The 4726-nt window shown below is 69.8% G+C and carries 5 protein-coding genes; 1 reads left to right on the top strand and 4 read right to left on the bottom strand.

Annotated features, from left to right (window positions below; all coding sequences use genetic code 11):
• The first annotated feature begins 61 nt into the window (after nucleotides 1-61).
• On the top strand, nucleotides 62-691 hold the full coding sequence (locus VB716_RS07240; RefSeq protein ID WP_323270117.1) for a YdcF family protein: 630 nt from the start codon (nucleotides 62-64) through the stop codon (nucleotides 689-691).
• Here the strand turns inward: VB716_RS07240 and VB716_RS07235 are convergent.
• The 4 genes from VB716_RS07235 to plsX form a co-directional block, all read right to left on the bottom strand.
• Nucleotides 621-1355: a lysophospholipid acyltransferase family protein gene (locus VB716_RS07235; protein ID WP_370594693.1), complete on the bottom strand. Its 735-nt coding sequence runs from the start codon at nucleotides 1353-1355 to the stop codon at nucleotides 621-623. The two genes, VB716_RS07240 and VB716_RS07235, sit on opposite strands and share 71 nt — an antisense overlap.
• A gap of 113 nt (nucleotides 1356-1468) precedes the next feature.
• Nucleotides 1469-2368 carry an ACP S-malonyltransferase gene (fabD, locus tag VB716_RS07230; RefSeq protein WP_322758250.1) on the bottom strand — a complete coding sequence of 300 codons (900 nt, stop codon included), beginning with the start codon at nucleotides 2366-2368 and terminating at the stop codon, nucleotides 1469-1471.
• Between the two features lie 115 nt (nucleotides 2369-2483).
• On the bottom strand, nucleotides 2484-3476 hold the full coding sequence (locus VB716_RS07225; protein ID WP_197159053.1) for a beta-ketoacyl-ACP synthase III: 993 nt from the start codon (nucleotides 3474-3476) through the stop codon (nucleotides 2484-2486).
• 100 nt (nucleotides 3477-3576) lie between these two features.
• Nucleotides 3577-4726, bottom strand: a 1150-nt coding sequence (gene plsX / locus VB716_RS07220) for a phosphate acyltransferase PlsX (RefSeq protein WP_323270116.1), incomplete at its 5' end; no start/stop codon positions are given.

The following is a 4726-nucleotide window of genomic DNA, read 5'->3' as shown; positions in this document are numbered from 1 at the left end:
CCGATCGTCAGGGCCACCGCCGCGCAGCGCCGGTCCACTCCCAGGGCCCACGGGCCGGCCGGTGCCCCAGCAACAGACACGTCGCCCTCCGGCCCGGCGGGGACTGGGCAGGCTGGTGCTGCCGCTGGTGCTGGGCAGCGGCCTGCTCTGGCTGTCCCGCGGCTGGTGGTGGCCGACGCCACCGCAGCCGCAGATGATCCTGGTGCTGGGCGGCGATGCGGAGCGCGAACAGGTCGCGGCCCGCCTGGCCCGCCGCGATGGACTGCCGGTGGTGGTGAGCGGCGGCACCAATCCCGAATATGCCCACTGGCTGTTCGAGCAACGGGAGGGATTGCCGCGGGATCGGGTCAAGCTCGACTACCGCGCCCGCGACACCCTCTCCAACTTCACCTCCCTGGTGGATGATCTGCGTCGCTCGCGCATCCGCCACGCCCTGCTGGTGACCAGCAGCGACCACATGGACCGGGCCCTGCTGGTGGGCCGGATCGTGGCCGGCAGCCGTGGCATCCAGCTCACTCCCGTGGCTGTGCCCTGCGGCCACCACTGCCGTCCTGAGGGCCGCAGCAAGGTCTGGGGAGATGGGCTAAGGGCGGCGCTCTGGGTGGTGAGCGGCCATGACATCAGGGGTTGGGCGGCAGACCATCTGAGCCCGTGGCTGGAGCGAGCTGGGGCGCGGCTGGAGCGCCGCTGAGCATTCCCTGATCGAGCAGAGCATTGATCTGCTCCTGGCAGGCCCGGGTGGTGGCGTCCAGATCGGGGCGGCGGCGCGAAGCCGGTGGCGGAATCGGCGTGCCGATGCGGATGTGGATCGGCACCAGGCGCAGGCGTTGCCTACCGGTACCGAGGGCCCGGTGGCTGTTCACGATCGCCACCGGCAGCAGCGGCACCCCCGCCCGGGCGGCCAGAAGGGCGGCACCGGGCTGGGGCTCGTTGACGCGCCCATCCGCTTGACGGGTGCCATCCAGAAACACCCCCGTGGCCCAGCCCTGCAGCAACCGGTCGGTGGCGGTGCGGATCGCTTCGCGGTCGCTGGCGCCACGGGCCACCGGGTAGGCGCCACAGGCCCGGATGATCGGCCCCAGCAGCGGCACCCGGAACAGCTCCGCTTTCGCCATGAAGGCGACGGGGCGTCCCAGGGCATGGCCGAGCAGCGGCGGGTCGAGATGGGATCCGTGGTTGGCCACCACCACCAACGCCCCTTCCAGGGGCACATTGGTGTTGCCGGCGGTGCGGCCCCGGAACAGCAGCCGGTAGATCGGAAACACCAGCAGATAGCTGATCAGCCGATAGGTGAGGCTGGGTTTCGGGGTGCTGAGCAGTGCCGGAGGCTCGGCAGGTTTGCGCCGCCGCCGCAGGACCCGCTTCACCGCCTGGACGGAGCGGGATCCGGGGCGGTTACCGCCGACGGGCCGCTCTTGCTCGTCGGCACCGCTGCCTTGCCGAGGCCCGGAGGGTGGGGCTGGGGTGCTCACAGGCCCAGGTCAGCGGCGGAAGCGATCTGGCTGGTGGTGATGCCGCTGCAGCTCCGCTTGATCAGGCCGCTGAGCACATTGCCCGGGCCGATTTCCACCGCTGTGCTGATCGCCTCGGCCACGAAGCAATCCATGGTTTCGCGCCAGCGCACGCCGGTTGTCATCTGGCGGGTGAGCCGCGCCTTGAGCACCTCTCCCCGGGTTTCCGGCGTGGGATCGGTGTTGCTGAGCACCGGAATCGTGGCATCGGCGAACGGCACGGCCTCCAGCTCAGCGGCGAAGGCCTCGGCCGCCTCAGCCATGAAGGGGGAATGGAAGGCCCCGCTCACCGCCAGCGGGATGGCGCGCTTGCACTGCAGCGCTGCGCACACCGCAGCCACGGCCTCGGGGCTGCCGGAGAGGACAACCTGGGCACTGCTGTTGTCGTTGGCGATCACCACCCCATCGGTGGCGGCCACCAGGTCGCTGAGCTGATTGCGATCGAAGCCCATCACCGCAGTCATGGCGCCACCACCGGCGGCGGCCATCAACTCGCTGCGACGTTGCATCAGGGCCAGGCCCGTAGGGAAGTCGAACACCCCGGCGGCGTGGAGCGCCACGAGCTCGCCGAGGCTGTGACCCGCCACCAACTGGGCAGTCCGGCCCTGCCGGTGGAGCTCCTCGACCAGCAGGCCTTCGATTACGAACAGGGCCGGCTGGGTGTTGCGGGTGTCATTGAGATCAGTGGGTCCGCCTCCGGTGTCGATCTCCTGCCCCTGGCAGATCGCCAGCAGGTCGCGGCCCAGCAGCTCCGAGGCCTCCCCGAAGCGCTCGCGGGCGCCGGCCAGATCCAGAACCCCATCGGCCATCCCCACCTTCTGGGAACCCTGGCCAGGAAACACCCAGGCAATACCCATGCCGTTGCTGCGCGTGCGATCGGCAGGAGATTACGGCGGTGCTGTTCACCGAGAACCAAACCAGGGCTGCCGCCTGCAGGCGAGCCGCAGCGGTGTGACCCCGAGGTGACCGGGCTCAGCCCTGGGGACCGCTCCAGCGCAGCAGGGCCCCGCCCCAGCTGAGCCCGGCACCGAAGCCACTGCTGGCCAGCCGGTGACCGGGCTTGACACGACCATCGCGCACGGCTTCATCAAGCATCAGCGGAATTGTGGCGGCTGAGGTGTTGCCATAGCTGGCCAGGTTGCTGAGCACCCGTTCCGGAGGCACCTTGAAGCGCTCGGCCACCGCATCGAGAATGCGTTGGTTGGCCTGATGCAGCAGCAACCAGTCGAGCTGGTTGGCCTCGGTGCCACAGGCCTCCAGCACCTCAGCCAGCACGGCGGGCACTTCCCGCACGGCGAACTTGTAGACCTCCTGGCCGTTCATGTGGATCGGCGCGAAGCCGCCGCGCTGGGCCGAGAGATTGCCGAGCAGGGCCTGGCGTTGATCGGTCTGGGCGAGGGTGAGGCAGCCGTTGCGGCTGCCATCGGAGCGCATGCGAAAGCCCAGCAATCCGTTGGCGTCGGCATCGCAGGCCTCCACGGCCACGGCTGCGGCCCCATCCCCGAACAGCACGCAGGTCCGGCGGTCATCCCAGTCCACCCAGCGGCTGAGCTGGTCAGCGCCGATCACCAGGGCCCGACGCACACTGCCGCCGGCGATGTACTGGGCCGCGGTGATCAGGGCGAAGAGGAAGCCGCTGCAGGCGGCCGTGAGATCGAAGGCCACGGCATTCCGAGCGCCCAGGCAGGCCTGGATGCGAGGAGCGGTGCCGAACAGGTCGTCGGGACTGGAGGTGGCCAGCAGGATCAGATCCAGGCTTTCCGGGCTCCAGCCGGCATGGGCAAGGGCGTGGGTGCAGGCCTCTGCGGCCAGGCTGGTGAGGGTTTCATCGGGGCCAGCGACCCGCCGAGAGCCGATGCCGGTGCGGGAGCGGATCCAGGCATCGTTGGTGTCGACCCGCTCGCTCAGCGCGGCATTGCTGACACTGGCTGCCGGCAGGGCACTGCCACAGCCCACCAGGGCCATGCCCGGACGTTCCGCTGCCCGGCCCAGGCCATCCGCCGACATGCCCAGGGATTCACCGCTTGCCCCGAACGCCACGTGATCAGACCACGATTGGGCTCAGTCAATCACAGGCTGCTGCCGTTGCTGCTTCGGCCTGGACCTGGCTGGCGCCGAGCGCATGGAGGTCGTCCATGACGCCGTGGCTGGCGGCCGAATGGGCCAGGCGCAGGGCGCTCAGCACCGAGAGGGCCTTGCTGCTGCCATGGCCGATCACACAGACCCCATCCACCCCCAGCAGCAGAGCGCCGCCGTGCTCGGCATGGTCGAGACGCTTCTTGATGCGCACCAGGTTGCTGCGCAGAAAGGCTGAGCCCAGCTTGCCGCGGCGGCCGCGGGGCAGCTCGGCGCGCAGCACATCCAGCAGCACGCTGCCCACCGATTCAAGGAATTTCAGCAGCACATTGCCGGTGTACCCGTCGCAGACGACCACATCGAAGTCGCCGGAAAGGATGTCGCGCCCTTCGCAGTTGCCGGCAAACACAAAGCGCTCGTCGCCGGCCAGCAGCGGGTAGGTGCGCAGGCAGAGGTCGTTCCCCTTGCACTCCTCCTCTCCGATGTTCACCAGGCCGACCCGGGGGCGGGCCACCTGCAGCACGTCGCGGCTGTAGATGTTGCCGAGCAGGGCGAACTGGTGCAGCCATTCGGGCTTGCAGTCCATGTTGGCGCCCACGTCCAGCACCAGCACCTGCTGGCTGGGGTCCTTGGTGGGGAACAGGGCGCCGATGGCGGGGCGATCGATGCCCTTGAGCCTGCCGAGGCGAAAGATCGCCGAGGCCATCACGGCACCGGAGTTGCCGGCGGAATACACGGCGGTGGCCTCGCCGCGCTTGACCAGATCCATGGCCAGGTTGATGCTGGCGTCGCGCTTGCGCCGCACCACCGTGGCTTCCTCGTGCATGCCCACGGAGGGGCCGCTGGACACCAGGTCGATCAGGCCCCGCTCCGTCGCGCTGGCGAGGGCGTCCTGCAGCCCCAGCTCAGCCACGGCCCGTTGCAGGGGCTCGGTCTCTGCCACGAAGCGCACCCGCAGAGGCAGCAGCTCCACGGCACTGAGGCAGCCCTCAAGAATCGGACCGGGGGCTTCGTCGCCGCCCATGCCGTCCACCGCCACCCAGAGCCGCTCGGTATCGGCGATCTCGGCCGCCATGCCCGCCTGGCCCTGCTGCAGCCGCCGCAGGGGGTCGAACACCAGGGGGGTGAGCACCGTGCCC

Source organism: Synechococcus sp. CCY9201 (assembly GCF_034931105.1).
GTDB lineage: Bacteria > Cyanobacteriota > Cyanobacteriia > PCC-6307 > Cyanobiaceae > CBW1002.
This window is presented reverse-complemented; position numbering and strand designations above follow the sequence as displayed.